We start from the raw sequence: 20,288 nt of genomic DNA, 5'->3' as shown, positions 1-20,288 counted from the left end.
CTTATTTCTAAGGCTCTAACCAAGATGTAAGATACGATGGATCCTCAACCTTCATAGCTTCCTCTGTCAATAACAAAGGACGGAAAGGATCAACCATTACGGCGTATTCATGCGTTTCTTTAACACCGATACTACGCTCCATCGCACCTGGATGCGGACCATGTACAATTCCACCTGGATGCAAGGTAAAGTCCATCAAATCGATATGATTACGACTCATAAAATCGCCTTCGGTATAAAATAATACTTCATCCGAATCGATATTAGAATGGTTGTATGGCGCAGGAATTGCCAATGGATGGTAGTCAAAAAGTCGTGCTACAAAAGAACAAACGACAAAATTGTGCGCCTCAAAAGTTTGATGTACTGGAGGCGGTTGGTGTACGCGGCCTGTAATAGGTTCGAAATTTTTGATGTTAAATTTGAACGGATAAAAGAAACCATCCCAACCAACAACATCGAAAGGATGCGTTGCATAAGTGATGTCCCAAATCATATCGTCTTTTTTAACCTTTATTAAAAACTCTCCTTTTTCGTCTTTTGGAGCATTAAGTGTCGGTAAAATAATATCTCGCTCACAGAATGGCGAATGTTCTAACAATTGTCCGAACTCGTTTCTGTAACGTTTTGGCGTATAGATCGGTGAATTACTTTCAATGAAAAATAAAACATTATTCTCAGTTTCAAATTCCATTTGATAGATTGTTCCGCGCGGTATAATCAAATAATCTCCAACCCCAAATTCTAAATCTCCAACAAAAGTTTTAAGAACACCTCTTCCCTCATGTACAAAAAGCAATTCGTCCATGTGGGCATTTTTATAGAAATACTCGGTAGATTTTCGAGGTTTGGCAAGTCCCATTTTCAGGTCATTGTTTAACATCAAAATCTTTCGGCTCTCCAAAAAGTCATCTTCTGGCGTCACATCTTTCCCCTTAAACATCCTTGGCTGTATGTTTTTGGGAACTGCAATTTTGGGAGTTGCGTCCTTGTAAAGCTTAACTTCCTTTATCTGAGTCGGACGGTGGATATGATATAATAATGAAGAAATCCCGTGGAAACCCTCTGTACCAAACAATTGTTCGTAATAAAATTTATCTTCTGGCGACTTAAAAATCGTATGTCTTTTCTGTGGAATATTTCCAGAACTGTGGTATCTCATTTTACTTTTCGCTTTTTTCAAATTTAATCATTTTCGAGCAGTTATTAAACATTAAAAATTATGAATAAATTTTCTTACTCAAATATTTTTGTTAGATTTGTCTAACTTTAAAATAATATGACTAAAACTTATTTAATTTTATCACTTAGTTTATCCGCTTTTTCATATTCGCAAGAGCTTGATAGTTTGCAAATTGACAGTGATACATTAGCTGTAGGCCCAACTTTTAATTCGAAAAAAATAGAAGGCGTTAACATTATTAAACATCAAAGACCACAAAAGAAAACGAATAGTATTATACCAATAGAAGTCTATTCATCGGCTTTTTTACGAAAAAGTAATACTAACAACATTTTCGATTCGGTGGCGATGATTAACGGTGTCAAACCTCAACTTAACTGTTCTGTATGTAATACGGGCGACATCCACATCAACGGCATGGAAGGTCCTTACACGCTCATGCTTATCGACGGAATGCCAATTGTCAGTTCATTATCAACTGTATACGGACTTAGCGGAATACCAAGCAATTTGGTTGAGCGCATTGAAGTTATAAAAGGTCCCGCCGACGCAACTTATGGCGCCGAAGCTATGGGCGGAATCATTAATGTCATTACAAAAAATCCATTAACTTCCCCAAAACTAAGCCTTGACTACTCCTCTTCGTCGGATGCAGAACTGAATCTCGATTTAGCGACGAGTTTTAAAATTAATCCTAAAATATCGAGTCTACTGAGTCTCAACCATTTTTATTTTGGAAACAGAATCGATCTTAATAAAGACAACTTTACCGATACGCCTTTACAACACAGAATTTCTGTTTTTAATAAATGGAATTTTAAAAGAAATAAAAACAAAAAAGCAAGTCTAGGATTACGTTATTATTATGAAGACCGTTTCGGTGGTGAATTAAATTGGGATAAAACACATCGTGGAAGTGACCAAATCTATGGCGAAAGCATCTATACCAACCGTGTGGAAGCTTTTGCATTGTACGACTTACCAACTTCCGAAAACATCACAACATTATGGTCTTATAATTATCATCATCAAGATTCTTATTATGGCGACACATCGTTTTTGGCAGAACAACAAGTCTTTTTCGGTCAAATCCAATGGTTGAAAAGGTTAGGAAAACATCAATTAACTTCTGGCATTACAACAAAATTGACTTCTTATGATGACAATACTGTTGCTACAGAAACCAATCTAGCTACATCGTCTTTACAAAACCGAAATCTTTACGGCGCTTTTCTACAAGACGAATGGCAAGTTTCGAAATCGAATGCTTTACTTCTCGCCTATCGACTAGATTACGATAATCAACATGGCGCGATCCATTCGCCACGTTTGGCTTGGAAATTTAATCCTAACGAAAATCACACTTTCCGAGCAAGTTTTGGTAAAGGATTTCGTGTGGTACATGTTTTTACAGAAGATCATGCTGCTTTGACAGGTTCTCGCGATGTTGTAATTTCCGAAGACCTGAAACCCGAAGAATCCTACAACGCATTTGCAAATTATTTAACTAAAATCCCGATTGGAGATTCTAAAATCAATATCGATTTGTCTGGTTTTTATTCTTATTTCACGAATAAAATTATTGGTGATTTTGATACCGATCCTGATAAAATTATTTTTGAAAACTTGGATGGTCACGCCATTTCTAAAGGTTTGTCATTAAATATGGATCTACTTTGGTCTTCTCCTTTAAAAATAAATTTAGGACTTACCTACATGGATGTTTATCAAAAATCGGACAATGAAAAAATACAACAATTGCATGCTCCAAAATGGAGTGGCATCTATAATTTGAGTTATTATTTTCCAAATAATTGGATTGCTGATTTCACGGGACAATTTTATGGACCGATGCGTTTGCCGATTCTGGAAAACGACTTTCGACCAGAATATTCTCCGTTTTTTACATTGGCGAATATTCAGGTTAGGAAGCAATTCAAGCATTTTGAAATCTATGCAGGTGTAAAAAACCTTTTGAACTTCCGACCAAAAAATCCAATTATGCGTCCAAATGATCCGTTCGACCAACAGATTGATGATACTGCAAACAACCCAAACCATTATACTTTTGATACGACTTATGGTTATGCACCTATGCAAGGCATCCGAAGTTTTATTGGTGTGAAATGGGAATTAAAATCAAAAAAGTTTTAAATTTAGGTTTTATTAAATATTATTAAACCACAAAAGCGTAAAGATTACTCATAAAAAATAAAGTTCACAAAAAAAAATTTCTTTTGTAAGCTTGAATTAAGCTACGCCTTTTATGGTTAACTCATAACTAAAAAACAAAAAAACTTAGTTTTAAATATTCGAAAATGTCTAAGAAAACAAATGCTGTACGGATTTTAGAATCGCAAAACATCGCCTTCGAACTTCGAGAATATGAGGTTGACGAAAACGACCTCAGCGCAGAACACGTGGCAGAATCTTTAGGAATTTCGGCGGAGAAAATTTATAAAACTTTAATACTGAAAGGTCAAAAAGATCCTTTTTTGGTGGCTGTTATTCCGGGTGATGCGCAATTGGATTTCAAAAAGCTAGCAAAAGCGTCAGGCAACAAAAACTGTGAAATGCTTCCGCTTAAAGATTTACTAGCGACAACTGGTTATATCCGAGGTGGCTGCTCGCCGATTGGTATGAAGAAAGCTTTCCCAACTTACATCGAAGAAATAGCAACTCTCGAAAACGAAATTATCATAAGTGCTGGGAAACGTGGTTTGCAGATTATTCTGAATCCAAAGGATTTACAAATTGTTACCGAAGCTAGTTTTGCTGATTTGTGTAGCTAAATTTCTTATCAAAAACTAATGTGAACTATTAAAAGGCTTTCAGGGTTTTGAACCCTGAAAGCCTTCTTGTCTTATAACACTACATCCCGCGTGAGGGATCGACGTGGAAATCCTTTGGCTTGGCGTGAGGCGGCGGAGCATAGCGGAGCCGTCCGAGCGCCAAGCTCAAAGATTGCAACAAAGAGCCCGACCCGAGGATTTTGGCAAAAGAAAACCTCATAGGTTTCTAAAAACCTATGAGGTTTGGTAAAGGAAAAATACGAGGGACACGCCCAAATAATTCTTCTTTAAATTTTATTTTGTTAAATCAAGTCCTCCAAAATTACCAGAACTCATCATCAAAAAGACGCCATCTTTCTTGTCCAAAGTCGCCCAATAATGATGAAGATCATCGGCATTGGTGAAAACTTTCAAGTTTTCATTTTTGAATTTTTCTTTGATAAAATCTGGAGAAATGGCTTCCATTCTTTTAATTTTCAAAGCGTCTTCGGAATAAAAAACAATAGCATTGTCCAATCCGTCCATCGCATGGTCGTACTGCTCCAAGAAAATCGGGTTAAGACTCGAATAGGTGTGAAGCTCTAAAAATCCGTTTTTAGTTTTGTTAGGAAACTGTTCTACAAAAGCTTTAACAGCAGCTTTTACCTTGCTCGGTGCATGCGCAAAATCTTTGTATAAAGTTCCGCCATCGGGACGTTCAACTTTTTCTAAACGCTTAGAAGCACCTTTGAAACTCATAATCGCTTCATAGAATTCTTCTTCCATAATGCCCAGTTGTTGGCAAATATGTCGAGCGCCTTCAAGATTTAGCAAATTATGTGCTCCAAAAATCGACAACGGAATATCGCCCATTTCGGTTTTTAAATAAACGGTATCGTCAACAATCTCGTAGTCTGGCGTCTTGTAAGGGATTTTTCTGAAATAATTTTCTGCAGATTCTACAACTTTTACAACCTCAGCATCTTCTTCGTTATAGACCAAAACACCGCCAGGCGTAATACTCGCCACAAATTTTCTGAACTGATCAACGTAATCGTCAAAGGTTTTGAAAACGTTGATATGATCCCACGCGATTCCAGAAATAAGAGCGATATTTGGTTGATACAACAAAAATTTAGATCTTGGATCAAGCGTTGAAGATAAATATTCGTCGCCTTCCAAAATCATGAAATCGTTATCCTCAGTGATTTTCACCATACAATCGAAACCTTCCAATTGTGCACCAACCATATAATCGATGTCCTTTTTATTAAAATTAAGAACATGCAAAATCATAGATGTAATGGTCGTTTTCCCGTGAGAACCGCCAATAACAACTCGTGTTTTCTGTTTGGATTGCTCGTACAAAAATTCGGGATACGAATATATTTTAAGACCTAATTCTTTAGCTTTTGCCAATTCTGGATTGTCAGCGTACGCGTGCATTCCTAAAATAACAGCGTCGATATCAGATGTTATTTTTTCTGGAAACCAACCCAACTCTGCGGGAAGAATTGCTTTCTTTTCTAGTCTAGAACGCGATGGTTCAAAAATAGCGTCGTCCGAACCTGTTACTTGATATCCTTTATCTTTAAGCGCAATCGCTAAATTGTGCATCGCACTACCTCCGATTGCAATAAAATGCGTTTTCAATTCAATTTTAATTTGAAACAAAAGTACTAAAAATTAGTCTAGACATGCTCATTTAAATCTATTTTACTGAGTTGAAGAGCAGATTTAGCACCTGTTTTTCGACCAATATTTTTGCGATGGGTATCAACGGTAAAGACACTTAGTTTTAATAATTCTGCAATTTCGCGGCTACTTTTCCCATCGATGATGAGTTTTATGATTTCAACTTCGCGCTGACTTAATTGCTTTTTCTGAAAAAATTTAGAATTAATACTACTTGGGAAATAATCTTCTCCTTTTAAAATCTGATTAATTGCGGTTTGTAAATCTTCATTTTCAAAAGATTTCGGAATAAAACCGTTGACTCCTATTTTTTTCAACTTTTCAATAACGGTCAAATCTTCGTTCATGCTAACCACCAAAATCGGAATACTCGAGTATAAATTTTTAATCTTTAAAGCGGCATCTAGTCCATTTAACTCAGGCATATTAATATCCAAAATAATAAATGTTGGATGACAAGAGTTAAGTTTTTGAAGTAACTCTCGACCATTACTCGCTGTGGCAATGACTTCGCCTAGCTGATGCTCTTTGATAATATCGCTAATACCCTTGACGAGAATAGGATGATCATCGGCGATTATAAATTGAGTTTTCATGATGTTATTTAGTTTATTGGTAAGCTGATGATAAATATACTGCCATCTTTATTGCTTTCGATATTAATGTTGCCTTTAAGATAATTGATGCGACTTTTTACAGATCTTAATCCGATTCCTGAAAAATCCGAATCTAGATTAAAACCAATTCCGTTATCTTCCACCGTTATTTCGAGATGCTTGTCTTCATAATAAATTTGACAGTTAATCTCTGTACATTCAGAATGTTTTATCGCATTGTCGACCAGCGCAGTAATCATCCTATAAGTGTGCAAACGCTCTGTTTGTGAGAGTTTTGCACCTTCGATATTTTCCTGAAATCCGAATCTGATGTTCGGAAACTGTCTTTGATATTGTTCGAATTTATTCGTCAACAAATCATTAATCTTGCTATCTTCTATAAAAGCTGGCATCAATTGATGGCTAATATTCCTTAGGTCTTCATAAATGTTTTTCATTTGTCCTAAAATATCAGATTTAACATCTTCTTCAATTGGTTTTTTAGATTCAAAAATATTCTGAATATATAATTTCAATCCAGATAAATGACTTCCAACACCGTCATGAATTTCTTGTGCAATCTCTTTACGTTCTTCTTCTTGTAAATTAAGCATCATTTTGGAGAGCTTCTGATTTTCAATACTTTTCACTTCAAACTGTTTCCTATTCTCTCGACTTTGTTTAACAATTATTACTATAAAAATGGCTGTCAAGAGAGAAACTTCCACCATCATACCAACCAAAATATTTCCTGGCTGAAAGTAGAATAACTGCATTTGCCATATGGCATCTAGCATATAATTGATAAATGCTATTAAAATAAAAAGTGATGCTACTAGAAAATAGATACTATTCTTATCGCCTCTAATACTTTGATAAATTATTGAAACGAAAACCAAAATTGATACAACCAGTAATAAAGAATCAGAAAAAATCGAAAACTCGTACGCGATTGTGTCTTGCACATTCAAAAAAACACACAATAAAAATTGTACGACAACCGTAACAATAATCAAATTCCGACAGAAAAAAAGAACCCTGTATAATCTAGGAAAATTCCTTTTTTGATCTGTAAATAACTGAAAAACTTTTATACAAAATATCAACGAAACCAGCAGCCAAAACATCTTAGGGAAATTCAACAGAAAATGATAAAGCCACTTTGGTAGCAGTAGAACATCTACAATGTTCTCGTTAAGTGTAAACAAAATAATACTGAAAACATAGAAACCATGCCATAAATGCACCTCTTGTTTTAAGATAAAAAAAAGGAAAATATTAAATAAACACATGAAGCCAAAATATCCCAAAAATTGCCCAACTGTCATGGCATAATTTTGCTCCCAAAATAACATATCTTCTACCGTTGTAACGTCCGACAAAAAATAGATTTGATTAGCATTTGTAATATTAATTTTAGCCAGAATTTTTTTGAATTCTTTTGGTTTTAGAGTAAAAGGCAGACATAAAGCACGCGAGTCAAAAGGCCTTTCATCAATCATTTGTTCTGGTGAAACTTGAGCTAATAGTGTCGCATTATTCGCTTTCGTTATATCATAAAAATCGACATTGAAATTGTTATTGTAAAAACTCCAAACCAATTGCAAATCTTTTTCGCTTACATTCTTAATAGGAAGGACAAACCAAAAGTCTGATCTTGTATATCTACTGTTGAATACTCGATATTCTTTCTTTTTTCTAAACTGATGATTGCGCTCTAAAGTCAAAACTTCATCTAGGGAAAGCTTGTGGGACCTATCTTCAAAAAAACTCACATAGTCAGCCATCTGCTCCCAGTTAGCACCTTTAATTAAAAAAGTGTCACGAGACTTTTGTTGTCCGAAGAAAAACGAACAACTGATAATTAAAAAAAATATGAAAAATCGACTATACGAGAACATATGTAAATCTAAACATATATTCACATATGCAACATACCGAATATTAGGTATTTACATTAATAAAAAAAACCTGCGAAAATTTCGTAGGTTTTTGATTTATTAGGCTTTAGGATCGTCCTTAGCTTTCTGGGCTTTTAGTTCTTCATCGTACTCGTGGAGTAAGTTGTGTTCGGGCGTTTGCTCAATTGCGACCATAATTTTGTCAAGAATTTCTGCAGGTGATTCGTTGTCGTAATCGATATATAAAGCAGGTTTAAACTCCAAAGTTGGTTTAGTCCCAGTGACTTTTATTTTCAAACCTTTTTTATCAAAAGCTCTACGAAAACCGTTTATTTTTATCGGAATAACAATTGGTCTTTGATTTTTCACTAATCTAGCGGTTCCTTTTCTCCCTTGTGCAAAAGCAGACGTTGTCCCTTGCGGAAAAGTAATTACCCAACCATTATCCAAGGCTTTCATGATGTTTTCAACTTCGCTCATATCAACCATTCGGTTAACATTTTGTCCCTCGGCACGCCAAGTTCTTTTAACAGTCACCGCACCTGCGATTTTAAAAATTCTTGCAAGAAGTCCTTTGTTCATCGTTTCTTCCGCAGCAACATAATAGAAGTCAACTTTGGGATTTAACAGATAAATTGGATTTTTGATGGTGTTAAGATAACCGTTATTAACTGAGCAAAATGCATGGTACATTGCAGCAACGTCAGCGAAATAAGTTTGGTGATTCGACACAAAAAGCACATTGGTTTTTGGTAGATCAACAAGGTTTTCGGAACCTGTAATTTTTAGTTTATTAAAACCATTAAAACGGCGATACGACACCAAACCTAATATAAAAATTATAAAACGTTTGAGGACATAGATATTCCCAAAAGAGTCAGTAAAAATATTTTTTTTCGCCATTTTTTGCAGTTATAACTCAGCGCTAGTCTGATTTTTTTCGAAGCGCAAATTTAAACATTTTTCAATAACAAGCTAAACTCACTCAAAATCATTGAGGTTGCACCCCAAATAAGATAACCATTAAAATCGATAACAGGAACGTCGTATCCTCTGCTGGTCGCCATTGTCATCATTTTTGGTTTGTCTGGCAACGCCAATAAAGAACTCACCGGAAACTCGATTAACTCTACAGCTTCGCTCTCTTGTAAAATGAAAGTTGGATTTTTTTTAGTAAACGAAATAAATGGATGAACATAAAAATTGCTCGGCGGAATATAGATCGGAGAAATCTCACGAATAATTCTGATGTAATGCGGATCAATACCCATTTCTTCTGAGGTTTCGCGTTTCGCAGTATCAGCAAAATTAAGGTCTTGCTCTTCCCGCTTTCCTCCTGGCAAAGATATTTGCCCACTATGGCGATCGTGCTCATTTTCGCTACGCACCATCAATGGGAAATACCACTCATCATTTTTTAAGTACAACAAAATATTAACCGCCGCAAACTTAGGATTCTTGGTCAAAATATCATCGTAAGAAAACAGTGGTCGGTAAGCTGGCGAATAGATACAATGCGCATCTTCGCCCTTTAAATCAGCATTTTTTAGATTTATTAATAAATCTTTTCCAAACTTTCGCATGTCTCAAATTTAATCAAATAATAAACAAATCAAAAGCTTAAAATTTAACTTTTTAAAGAAATTTATTTATAAACTTAAAGGAATTCCTGAATAGAAATCTAGCAATTTTTGACTAAATAAATAATTGAATTTCGCTTGTGCAACGCTTCCCTGCGCATTTGCATAATTATTTCTAGCAATATTGAGATCATAGATGCTTGTACGACCAGCTTCATAACTTTTTTCTGCAAAATCTAAAGCCAGCTTGGTACTTTTTTCCGCTTCTACAGATGTTAAAAAAGTTTGATAGTTAGCATCTGCGTCGAAAGCTGCTTTTTGTACATTTTGTTTAACATCCAATTTTTGCTGATCAAGATTATTTTTTGCAATGTCTTGGTTGATTTTGGATTGCTCTACCTGTAGCTTCGTTATACCTTTATTAAAAATCGGAATGTTTGCAGAAATCCCAACTTGTTGACCAAAATTATCTTTGTATTGTTGGAAAAAACCATGCTCTTTAATTGGCGTACCATCTGGGTTAATCCCAACTGTGTTGGTTGCTAAAGAATTGAAATAAAACGAACCAACTCCTGCATTAGCTGTAATCGTCGGCCAAAAAGCAGTTTTAACAACTTCAGTTTGGGCTTCCGAAGATTTGATACGGCTTTCAGCAGCTTTTATCTGAGGTTGATTTCCGTAGGCTTTGTCCAAAACTTGCTCGACACCCAAATCTGGCGCTTGTGGATCAAATAGTATCGGAACATCAGCAACGTCAAATTCTTTATAATCGGTTAAAATCAAAAGTTGAGCAAGCGCAAATCGGCTTCTATCACGATTAACTTCCGCCACTTTTAGATTTTGTTTTTCTCTAGCTAAAGCAGCGTCAGCTTCTGCCAAGATCGTTTGTGCAGTTGTCCCAACATCGGTAGTTATTTTTGCGCGATCACGTAATTTTTGGGCATTTTGCAAAGCGCTTTGCGAAATTTTAACAATTTCCTTATTTAATAAAATACTTAAATATTGTTGCGCAATTTGTAACGAGATATTATTCTGAACCGTCTCCACATCAAACTGCGAAGCTTCGACATCAAACTGAACTTTTCGAATATTCTTTTCTAAACGTCCATTGTTATATACCAAAATATTAGCACCGACATTCGCATTGTTATTAAAATTATCATTACGTTGCGACACTCCAAATACATCTTGGCTTTGTCCAAAAGTCGCCGTATTAGAAATACTTCCGCTAACATTCGGTAAATATTCTTTTTTTGCAATCGTTAAATTCGATTCTTGTACTTTTTTATTGTAAGAATTTTGGATAACCTGAAGATTGCTTTTTGCTGCATAGTCCACGCATTCTTGCAAAGTCCAAATCTTTTGACCATATCCAAAAACGCCAAAACAAATTACCGAAGCTGCTAATACATTACGAAGTGTCATAATAATAGTTTATACACAATAAGACTCAATAATTGATAAATTGTTACGCAATAATTAAAAAAAATATTTTTTTTGAAAATAATTGTAACTTTTTAACAATCTCAATTACCTATTAGAATATAAGCCGAGAATATGTCGAATTTAATTTTAAAAATTGAAGAACTCAACAAATCCTATGATATTGGTAAGAGCAAATTACATGTTCTGAAAGGTATCAACCTTAATATTTCGGAAGGTGAGTTTGTATCGATTATGGGTTCTTCTGGTTCGGGAAAATCTACATTATTGAATATTATCGGTATCCTCGACGAAGCCGACACTGGTATTTATGAACTAGACGGCGTCCCGATCAAACATTTGACAGAAAGTCGCGCAGCAGAATATCGAAGCAAGTTTTTAGGATTTATATTTCAATCCTTTAATTTGATTAATTATAAAACAGCAGTCGAAAATGTTGCACTTCCATTATATTATCAAGGTGTTGGTCGTAAAGAAAGAAGCCAAAAAGCATTAGAATATCTCGAAAAAGTTGGACTTGGACAATGGGCAAACCACCTACCAAGCGAAATGTCAGGTGGACAAAAACAACGTGTGGCGATTGCTCGCGCACTAATCACCGAACCAAAACTTATCTTGGCGGATGAGCCAACTGGTGCATTAGATTCGCAAACGACGCATGATATCATGAAGCTTTTGCAAGACATTAACAACGAAGGAAAAACGATTGTTGTCGTAACCCACGAACCTGATGTTGCCGCACAAACCAAACGTAATGTTGTCTTAAAAGATGGCAAAATCGAAAGCGATGAGTTTATTAAACAAATCGTTTTATAAGAATTAAAATTAAATAACTAAAGTAAATATGTTTGACATAGACCGTTGGCAGGAGATATTTAGTTCCATTCGTAGCAATGTGTTGCGGACGGTGCTTTCTGGCTTTACTGTAGCTTTGGGATTATTTATTTTCATTGTTCTTTTCGGTATTGGTAATGGGCTTAACAACTCTTTTGCACAGGCTTTTACAAGAGACGCAGCTAATCTTATCATGGTTTTTACGGGTCGTACCTCAGAAGCTTACGCTGGCTTGCAATCTAACAGAACAATTACACTTGACAATAAAGATTTTGACGATATCGAGAAAAATGCAAAAGGTAGAACCGAATATGCATCGCCTCGATATACTGCCAATTGGATGGTAAAATACGGTCGCGAAAGTGGAACTTATCAAATACAAGGCGTTAATCCTGATGAAAAGTTTTTGGAAAACCGAAACATGATGGAAGGTCGTTACATAACCCCAATGGATATCGACCGCAAAGCTTATGTAACATCCATCGGGCGAATGGTGCAGCGTGACCTTATCAAAGATGGAAGCCCAATCGGGAAAATGATTCAGATTAACGGGACGATGTTTCGAGTGGTTGGCGTCTTTTCGGACGCAGGAGGCGACTGGGACGAGCGTCATGTAGTTGTACCGCTTTCGACTTTACAACAGATGAAAAAAGGATCTGATAGTTTGAGTACCATCATGTTGTCTTATGATCAAAAAATGTCACCAGACCAAGCCATAAAATACGGTGATGAAATTGAGAAAAAAATAAAAGACCGCCACAGCATTTCGCCTAATGACAAGCAAGCGGTAATTGTGAGAAATAATGCTAAAAACAACCAAGAATCTTTTATGTTTATGTTCGTTATCTCGGCGGTTGTAGGGTTTATCGGGCTTGGGACACTTTTAGCTGGAATTATTGGGATTAGCAACATCATGGTATATATTGTTAAAGAACGTACTAAAGAAATCGGAATCCGAAAAGCGATTGGCGCTAAACCAGCAGGAATTGTCGCTTTGATTCTTCAAGAAAGTATTGTAATTACGGTAATTTCGGGATTGATAGGCGTTGGTGTTGGTGTTTTAACATTAAAATTAATAGGCGATAGTTTGGAAGATTATTTCATCACCGATCCATCGGTTGGTTGGGGACTAATTTCGACCGCATTTTTCTGTTTGATTTTTGCAGGCGCAATTGCCGGATTTATCCCTGCTTATCGAGCTTCTAAGATTAAACCTATTGAAGCCCTAAGAGCAGAATAATTTTTTTAAAAAAGAAAAGATAAAAAGAAAATGTCGTCAGTTCGAGTAGATTTTGTAAAAATCATATCGAGAGCTAAAAGTGATTTTCTGATAAAAGTTCTCGATACAAAATCTCTTAGATTTTTACTCGAACTGACGATTACTAAAATATAACTTAAAATAAAATCGAATTTTTAAATGTAAAATCTCATGAGACTGGCATTTAAAATTTAATAATAAAAACAAAAAGCTTCGACCACAGAATGAAAATTTTATTCAGTTTAGATACATGGCAGGAGATTTATTATTCGTTGAGTAATAATAAACTTCGGACATTCCTCACCATGATTGGCGTAGGTTGGGGCATGTTTTTGTACGTCAGTCTTTTGGGTGCAGCAAAAGGTATGGAAAACGGTTTCAACAAAGCTTTTGCGGGATTTGCAACCAATTCAATTTTCCTTTGGGCACAGAACACGACTATTCCGTTTGATGGTTTTCCGAAAGGTAGAACGATGAAACTTCACCTTAAAGACATTGAACTTTTAAAATCAAAAATCACGGAAATCGATTATATCTCGCCACAAAGTGCCCGCGGAAATTTTGGAAATCCACCCGAACAAATTTCTAGAAATGGCAAGTCGGCAACTTATGTATTGACTGGTGACTTTCCTGTTGGGAATTTAATCTCGCAAAAAAAATTACTTTTCGGACGATACATTAACGATGCTGATGTATCGAGTAGCAAAAATGTTGCGGTGATTGGTGAAGAGATTTATAAAAACTTTTTTGATGCTAATAAAAGCGAAAACCCAATTGGGAAATCGGTTAACATAAAAGGCATGTTTTTCACGGTGATTGGCGTTTTCCGTGTTGGGAAATCTGGCGGTCCGCTAGAAAGTGATCAATCAGCCTACATCCCGTTTAGCACCTATAACAAAATGTATAATGCGGGCGATGTTGTCGACTTTTTTGCAATTGTGAGTAAACCTGACGCTGATGTTAAAATTGTTGAAAATCTAGCAAAAGACGAACTTAAAAAAGAATATCACGCTTCACCAGAAGACACCAATGCTTACGGAAGTTTTAACCTTGGCGAAGCTTTCAAAAAGTTGACAGGCTTCTTAACTGGAATGCAATTTTTGACCATCGTTGTCGGAACTTTGACGATTTTGGCGGGCGTTATTGCGATTTCAAATATCCTTTTAATTACTGTTAAAGAACGAACTAAAGAAATCGGAATTCGTCGAGCGCTAGGTGCAAAACCAAGTGAAGTCCGAAACCAAATTTTATTAGAAAGTGTTGTTATCACCTTATCATCGGGACTTATCGGATTTTTGTTCGGGATTTTCCTACTGATGGGACTCGATTTAGCAACGAAAAATAATGACACTTTCCCATTTTATAATCCAACGGTTGATTACAGTAATGTATTTTCGGCATTAGCGATTATGTTGGTTTTAGGCTTGTTAATCGGGATGATTCCTGCACAACGGGCTGTTAAAATACGACCAATCGAAGCCTTAAGAACCGAATAATTTTTAAATAAATAAACTACTATAATGAAAAAGAAGTTCAACATCAAAAAGATTCTTTACATCCTATTTGGACTTATTGTCTTTGCAGCTTTGGCGATGGGCGTTAGCTATCTTATTAAATCGAATTCTTCAGAAAAAGAGCTTTTCTTAACTAGAAAACCATCGATATCGACGCTTGAAGATAAAGTAATGGCAACGGGTAAAATTGTACCGCGCGAAGAAATAGAGATTAAACCCAATATGTCGGGAATTATCACTGCGATCGAAGTTGAAGAAGGTGACAAAGTGGTTGCTGGTCAGCTTTTAGCAACTTTGAGAATTATCCCAACAGTGTCAGACGTTAATGGTGCCATGCAAGATATCAACAACGCGCAGATTCAGGTTAAAAATGCCCAAATCAACGTATCGAATCAGCAAAAACAATTTGCGATGCAAGATAAATTGTTTAAGCAAGGTGTGATTTCTAAACAAGAATATATCACGGCGCAACAACAATATGAATCCACAGTTCAGCAACAAAAAATCGCAAATCAACAACTGAATGCGGCTCAAAAAAGATTACAAATTGTAAAAACTGGAGCAACGCCAGAATTGCAAGGTATGGCAACAACACAAATCCGTGCAAAAGCTGCAGGAACAGTTTTAGAAATTCCTGTGAAAGTTGGTAGCCAAGTTATCGAAGCCAATGCTTTTAACCCTGGGACAACAATTTGTTCGATTGCAGATTTGGGTTCATTAATCTTCCAAGGAACAATTGACGAAGCGCAAGCCGGAAAACTAAAAGAAGGTATGGACATGAACATCGTGATTGGCGCACTTCAAAACAAGACTTTCCCTGGTAAATTGACGCTGATTGCACCAAAAGGTAAGGAAGAAACTGGTACGATAAAATTTGCTGTAGAAGGCGATGTTTACAATAAAACTAACGAATACATCCGCGCTGGTTTTAGTGCGAACGGTGAAGTTGTATTGAGCAGTCAAAAAAATGCTTTGTTACTTGACGAATCTTTGATTCAGTATGAAAAAGTAAACAATGTTGACAAATCTTTTGTTGAAGTAAAACAGCCAAACGGAAGCTTCAAAAGAGTCTATGTTAAACTTGGCGCAAGTGATGGCGTGAAGGTTCAGATCCTTTCTGGCATTGATAAAAATGCAGAAGTTAAAGTCTGGAATCCTTCTGACAAAGACAAAGAAGAACTTAAAGAAAAGAAAAAATAAACTTCAGTTGTTATAAAGAAAAAAGCGATTTCGAGAGAAGTCGCTTTTTTTATTTTGTAATGATTAAATAGATTCTAAATTTCCTCAATATCTTCTGCACTTTCCGAATCACGCGATTGATTATTATACAACAAAGCATAATAACCATTAAGTGCAAGAAGCTCGTCGTGTTTGCCTTCTTCAACGATTTTACCTTTTTCCATCACGATGATTTTGTCCGCTTTTTCGATGGTCGAAAGTCGATGTGCGATGATTATTGACGTTCTGTTTTGCGTAATTTTTTCTGTGGCGCGTTGTATTAATTTTTCACTTTCGTGGTCAATGGAAGACGTCGCTTCATCAAGAATTAAAAGTTTAGGATCCGACAAATAAGCTCTTAAAAATGATAAAAGCTGACGTTGTCCTAACGAAATGGAAGAACCTCTTTCGCTCACCACATAGTCGTATCCACCAGGAAGACTTTCGATAAAATCGTGAACTTCAATGTCTTTCGCCACTTTTTTAATCTGTTCCAAAGTAATGCTTTCATCGCCCAATGTCAAGTTTTCAAAAATAGAACCGTGGAACAAAAACACATCTTGCAACACAACACCGATATGGCTTCTAAGATTGTACAATTCATAATCTCGGATTTCGATATCATCGAGTAAAATTTCACCAGAATTAATATCGTACAAACGCGTAATCAAACTAATAATCGTGGATTTACCAGCGCCAGTTGCGCCAACAATAGCAACGGTTTCGCCAGGATTAACTTTAAAACTAATCCCTTTTAAAACCTCTTGTTTTTCATCATAAGAGAAATGAACATTTTTAAACTCAATTTGTCCAGCAAATTCGTGTTTAATAATTTTACCATCATTCGGCATCGCGTTATTTTCGTCCATCACGCCAAGTACACGTTCTGCGCCAACCAAACCTCGTTGAATGTTGTTGAAGCGATCTGCAATCTGTCTCAACGGACGAATCAACATATTGATAAACTGAATAAATGCGATAATTACCCCAGCTTTAACCTCGATAAAACCGCCATAAAAAAGAATGAATCCGATAAATAAGGACGAAATTAATTCAACAACTGGAAAGAATAAAGAGAAGATAAAAACTGTTCTCAGCAAAGCCGCTTTCAGTTGAATATTAATATCATCAAATTTCTTAAACTCCGCTTCTTGACGATTAAAAACCTGAATAATCGACATCCCCGAAAGTCGCTCTTGCACAAAACTATTTTGGATGGCTGTCCAACTTCTTTCGTCACCAAATGCTTTCTTCAATCGTTTCTGGAAGAACCTTGTGATAACGACCATCAACGGTAAAATCACCAACGAAATATAACTTAGTTCCACATTCACTTGGAACATCATAACCAGCACAAAAACCAATCTAAGAATGTCGCCAAAAACCATCAAAAAACCGTCTGTGTAGACCACAGCAATGGTTTCGACATCACCAACAGCGCGCGTTACCAACTGTCCCAAAGCTGTTTTGTCAAAGAAAGAAGTTTTGAAATAAATTAATTTATTGTACAACCGCTCACGAATGTCTCTGATGACATTCTGCGAAATAAAATTCGAAAAATAAACAAGGAAAAAATTCAGCAACATTTCCGCAATCACCAATCCGATAAGGATGTAGACATGCTTCATCATCAAGCCTGTATCTTTTAGGCGTGTAATATCGTTGTCAACAATTTCCATCGTTAGATACGGACGATAAGTTGACACCAACGATAGCAAAATGGAGATAATCAACGTCAAAATAAACCATGACCGGAACTTCATCCCAATCATAAAAAGTCGTTTGACAATCTGCCAAGTATTTTGTTTTTCCATTCTTTAATCTAAAAAATCATAGCCAACATCTACTAAAAATAATCCGTGCGCAGGTGCTGATGTCCCCGCAGAATTGCGATGTTGCTCTGTAATAACGCGGTGCATATCTTCGGGTTTCAACTTCCCATCGCCAACTTCTATCATTGTCCCAACAATTGCTCGAACCATATTTCTAAGAAAACGATCCGCCGAAACCGTAAATTTCAACAAACTTCCGTTTTGTTCCCAATTCGCTTGATAGATTTTACAAATATTCGTTTTGTTATCGGTATGTAATTTCGCAAAACTCGTAAAATCCGAATATTCAAAAAGGATTTTGCAAGCTTCATTCATAGCGTCAACATCTAATTTTTTGCGCCAAAGTTGCCACGCCAAATCTTTTGTAAACGGATCTTTTTCCGTTGATATAAAGTAATTGTAAGTTCTGTAAGTCGCACTAAATCTTGCGTGCGCCTCACTTTTAACTTCGAAAATTCTTTTAACAGCGATACTTTCAGGCAAAAAACTATTAAGTCGATGTACAAGATTGTCCATCAATTCGCCTTCAAAATCAAAATGTGCAAATATCTTTTTGGCGTGTACGCCAGTGTCCGTTCTGCCCGCTCCTGTCGTTTTTATCGGTTCTCGCAATAAGGTTGACAAAGCTTTTTCCAAAGTTTCTTGAACCGAAATTTGGTTGGGTTGTACCTGATAACCAAAGTATGGTGCGCCATCGTAAGCAAATTCTATAAAGTATCGCATCTGCTGCAAATTTCCTGATTTTTTTTCAATTAACCTTAGAGCCCATTTAAAATTCTACCGAAATATTTTTTTTTAAAAATACATCAACTCTTCTTTGCTAAATTTTATAACTCTTTGAGCACCTTTTCCACTTAATATTCTCGATTTATCCCGATAAATCTTCAAATATTAAGCAAAAAATTTATCTCAAATTGTTTATAAAAATTTTAGCAATAGAATTTAAACAGTCTCTTAACTTTTTGGGCATTCCTTTTTTGCCCAAACTTTAGCCATCGCAAAAAAAGTCGGGCTGTCCGCTCTATCTTTAGGTTTGTCGCTCGGACGGCTCCGCTACGCTCCGCCGCCTCAATCCAACCCCAAAGGATACCGCTTCCATCCCTAACGCAAAATTCGTGGTAGAAGACAAGAAGGCTTTCAGGGTTCAGAACCCTGAAAGCCTTTTTAATACAGACATTTCTGCTTATTAAAATCATTAAAAAAAATCCATTTTCAAAACTCAGGAAAAAATAAGACCTTTGCTGTATGAAAAGGATTTTGTTGCTTTCTGATAGTCACTCTTACATCGACGATCGGATTATATCTTACGCCAAAGACGTGGACGAAGTTTGGCATGCTGGCGACTTTGGAAGTATGCAAGTCATTGAAGAACTCGAAAAACTAAAACCACTACGAGGCGTCTACGGCAACATCGACGAAGCCAAAATCCGAACAATCTTTCCAGAAGTCAACACTTTTATGTGCGAAGATGTTAAAGTCCTAATGATCCACATTGGTGGTTATCCTAACAAGTACACGCCACTTGCTAAAAAACATATTGCGGAAGAACAACCGCAATTATTCATTTCTGGGCATTCGCATATTTTGAAAGCGATGTACGATGAGAAAAATAAATTGTTGCATCTTAATCCAGGTGCTTGTGGCAAGCAAGGTTGGCACAAAGTCCGCACAATGATGCGCTTCTCAATTGTCGGATCAGAAATCAAAGATTTAGAAATAATAGAACTCGGACCAAAATGAAAATCGGAGACGCAGTAAGTATTTTGGATGACGATCTTCGTGGGCACATAACATCGGTTAAACCTAATGGTTACGATGTAAAAGACGAATTTGGTTTTGTTTATTTCTTTCCAAAAGATAAAGTCTTGCTTTTAGATAAAAGTCTTTATGATGACATCAAAGTTTCTGTAAAAAAGGAAAACACAAAACCAGTTTCCAAAAAGCATAAAAAAGAAGCATTTCGAATCGATTTACATTTCGAAAATCTTGTCAAAAATCCTCACGACTACGAATCTTTTGAACGACTGATGATTCAGAGAGAGAAGCTACAAGAATCTATCGAGTTTTGTCGAAAACACAAGCTAAAACGTATGATAATCATCCACGGAATTGGCGATGGCGTTTTACAAAATATGGTCTATGACGTAATCCGCGGTTTAGCCGATGTAGAATATGATGACGACGGATTTTTCTACCATCAATCTGGCAGTATCGAGCTTATTTTTAAATAACATAACTACATCAGTATATAGTATTTATCTTTTCTCGGCGGCGTCTCTTCGATTTCTATGACATATGCAAATTAAAATTATACACAGATTCGTTTTTTATTAAAGCATATATTCTGTGTATAATTTTGTTTCTAATTGCGTTGAGTATAGACATCTTGTTTTTTCCTTCCGCAACCTTTCTTTGGAAGTAAATTGCAAGGTCATTTTTTAATCTTATCGAGCTGAGCGCCGC

Annotated in this window: 17 protein-coding genes; 8 read left to right on the top strand and 9 right to left on the bottom strand. The window is 36.1% G+C overall.

Annotated features, from left to right (window positions below; genetic code table 11):
* Window positions 1–7: 7 nt before the first annotated feature.
* Window positions 8–1,162: a homogentisate 1,2-dioxygenase gene (locus tag B5X62_RS07180; RefSeq protein WP_079666924.1), complete on the bottom strand. Its 1,155-nt coding sequence runs from the start codon at window positions 1,160–1,162 to the stop codon at window positions 8–10.
* Window positions 1,163–1,279: 117 nt separating this feature from the next.
* Here B5X62_RS07180 and B5X62_RS07175 point away from each other — a divergent pair, with 117 nt between their 5' ends.
* Together B5X62_RS07175 and ybaK are read left to right on the top strand one after the other, a co-directional pair.
* On the top strand, window positions 1,280–3,337 hold the full coding sequence (locus B5X62_RS07175) for a TonB-dependent receptor plug domain-containing protein (protein ID WP_079666743.1): 2,058 nt from the start codon (window positions 1,280–1,282) through the stop codon (window positions 3,335–3,337).
* A gap of 164 nt (window positions 3,338–3,501) precedes the next feature.
* Complete coding sequence (gene ybaK / locus B5X62_RS07170) at window positions 3,502–3,975, top strand: Cys-tRNA(Pro) deacylase (protein WP_079666742.1); 474 nt, start codon at window positions 3,502–3,504, stop codon at window positions 3,973–3,975.
* A 294-nt stretch (window positions 3,976–4,269) separates the two neighbouring features.
* Here ybaK and B5X62_RS07165 read toward each other — a convergent pair whose 3' ends face one another.
* The 6 genes from B5X62_RS07165 to B5X62_RS07140 all read right to left on the bottom strand — a co-directional run bounded on the left by B5X62_RS07165 (window position 4,270) and on the right by B5X62_RS07140 (window position 11,151).
* Window positions 4,270–5,607 (bottom strand): UDP-N-acetylmuramate--L-alanine ligase, encoded by a 1,338-nt coding sequence (locus B5X62_RS07165; protein ID WP_079666923.1) that lies wholly within the window; start codon window positions 5,605–5,607, stop codon window positions 4,270–4,272.
* A 38-nt stretch (window positions 5,608–5,645) separates the two neighbouring features.
* Window positions 5,646–6,245, bottom strand: a complete 600-nt coding sequence (locus tag B5X62_RS07160) for a response regulator transcription factor (protein ID WP_079666741.1) — start codon at window positions 6,243–6,245, stop codon at window positions 5,646–5,648.
* Between the two features lie 8 nt (window positions 6,246–6,253).
* Complete coding sequence (locus tag B5X62_RS07155; RefSeq protein WP_159447636.1) at window positions 6,254–8,032, bottom strand: sensor histidine kinase; 1,779 nt, start codon at window positions 8,030–8,032, stop codon at window positions 6,254–6,256.
* A 213-nt stretch (window positions 8,033–8,245) separates the two neighbouring features.
* On the bottom strand, window positions 8,246–9,049 hold the full coding sequence (locus B5X62_RS07150; RefSeq protein ID WP_079666739.1) for a lysophospholipid acyltransferase family protein: 804 nt from the start codon (window positions 9,047–9,049) through the stop codon (window positions 8,246–8,248).
* A 50-nt stretch (window positions 9,050–9,099) separates the two neighbouring features.
* Window positions 9,100–9,729 carry an NUDIX hydrolase gene (locus B5X62_RS07145; protein WP_079666738.1) on the bottom strand — a complete coding sequence of 210 codons (630 nt, stop codon included), beginning with the start codon at window positions 9,727–9,729 and terminating at the stop codon, window positions 9,100–9,102.
* 66 nt (window positions 9,730–9,795) lie between these two features.
* Complete coding sequence (locus B5X62_RS07140; protein WP_079666737.1) at window positions 9,796–11,151, bottom strand: TolC family protein; 1,356 nt, start codon at window positions 11,149–11,151, stop codon at window positions 9,796–9,798.
* A 144-nt stretch (window positions 11,152–11,295) separates the two neighbouring features.
* Here B5X62_RS07140 and B5X62_RS07135 point away from each other — a divergent pair, with 144 nt between their 5' ends.
* From B5X62_RS07135 to B5X62_RS07120, 4 genes are all read left to right on the top strand, one after another.
* A complete protein-coding gene (locus tag B5X62_RS07135; protein ID WP_079666922.1) occupies window positions 11,296–11,985 on the top strand; it encodes an ABC transporter ATP-binding protein in 690 nt (229 codons plus the stop codon).
* Window positions 11,986–12,013: 28 nt separating this feature from the next.
* Window positions 12,014–13,243 (top strand): ABC transporter permease, encoded by a 1,230-nt coding sequence (locus B5X62_RS07130; protein ID WP_079666736.1) that lies wholly within the window; start codon window positions 12,014–12,016, stop codon window positions 13,241–13,243.
* A gap of 242 nt (window positions 13,244–13,485) precedes the next feature.
* Entirely contained in the window at window positions 13,486–14,757 is a 1,272-nt protein-coding gene (locus B5X62_RS07125) for an ABC transporter permease (RefSeq protein WP_079666735.1), read from the top strand.
* A 24-nt stretch (window positions 14,758–14,781) separates the two neighbouring features.
* Window positions 14,782–15,975, top strand: a complete 1,194-nt coding sequence (locus B5X62_RS07120; RefSeq protein WP_079666734.1) for an efflux RND transporter periplasmic adaptor subunit — start codon at window positions 14,782–14,784, stop codon at window positions 15,973–15,975.
* Between the two features lie 74 nt (window positions 15,976–16,049).
* On the opposite strand, the gene B5X62_RS07115 is transcribed toward B5X62_RS07120, so the two are convergent.
* Both B5X62_RS07115 and truA read right to left on the bottom strand, forming a co-directional pair.
* Window positions 16,050–17,807, bottom strand: coding sequence for an ABC transporter ATP-binding protein (locus B5X62_RS07115; protein ID WP_079666733.1), 1,758 nt, complete (start codon window positions 17,805–17,807; stop codon window positions 16,050–16,052).
* A 3-nt stretch (window positions 17,808–17,810) separates the two neighbouring features.
* The gene (gene truA, locus B5X62_RS07110; RefSeq protein WP_079666732.1) at window positions 17,811–18,548 is read right to left on the bottom strand and encodes a tRNA pseudouridine(38-40) synthase TruA; all 738 of its coding nucleotides are present in this window, start codon (window positions 18,546–18,548) and stop codon (window positions 17,811–17,813) included.
* 522 nt (window positions 18,549–19,070) lie between these two features.
* Here truA and B5X62_RS07100 point away from each other — a divergent pair.
* Entirely contained in the window at window positions 19,071–19,565 is a 495-nt protein-coding gene (locus B5X62_RS07100) for a metallophosphoesterase family protein (RefSeq protein WP_079666730.1), read from the top strand.
* Window positions 19,562–20,056 (top strand): Smr/MutS family protein, encoded by a 495-nt coding sequence (locus B5X62_RS07095; RefSeq protein ID WP_079666729.1) that lies wholly within the window; start codon window positions 19,562–19,564, stop codon window positions 20,054–20,056. Before B5X62_RS07100 ends, B5X62_RS07095 begins: the two co-directional genes overlap by 4 nt.
* Window positions 20,057–20,288 lie beyond the last annotated feature (232 nt).

This window comes from Soonwooa buanensis (assembly GCF_900167905.1).
GTDB classification, from domain to species: Bacteria; Bacteroidota; Bacteroidia; order Flavobacteriales; family Weeksellaceae; genus Soonwooa; species Soonwooa buanensis.
The sequence above is the reverse complement of the archived record's forward strand: the minus strand, read 5'-3'. Positions and strand labels throughout refer to the sequence as shown.